The organism is Pseudoalteromonas sp. GW168-MNA-CIBAN-0100 (genome assembly GCF_040309225.1).
GTDB classification, from domain to species: Bacteria; Pseudomonadota; Gammaproteobacteria; order Enterobacterales; family Alteromonadaceae; genus Pseudoalteromonas; species Pseudoalteromonas arctica.
Genome location: NZ_JBEOOL010001217.1, coordinates 1 through 220, shown reverse-complemented (window position 1 = coordinate 220; position 220 = coordinate 1). Strand labels below are relative to the sequence as shown.

General features: G+C 42.3%; 1 protein-coding gene. It reads left to right on the top strand.

Translation table 11 applies throughout. The annotated features are described in order from the left end of the window. A partial coding sequence (locus AAEY62_RS25285; protein ID WP_350609910.1) for a helix-turn-helix domain-containing protein occupies positions 1-220 on the top strand: 220 nt, incomplete at both ends.

Genomic DNA, 220 nt, shown 5'->3' with positions numbered 1-220 from the left:
TGACCTATGCGCAAAGATGCCAGATCGCCGTTCTAAAGAAAAGTGGTTTTACGCAACAAAGTATTGCTGAGCTAACTGATTTATCGCAATCTACGATTTCAAGAGAGCTTTCTAGAAATACAGGTAAGCGAGGTTACAGACATAAACAAGCTCATGAGCGGGCTTTGTTTCGCCGAAGAAGTGTAAGAAAACCGCTTAAGATGACACCTGAAATGATGGC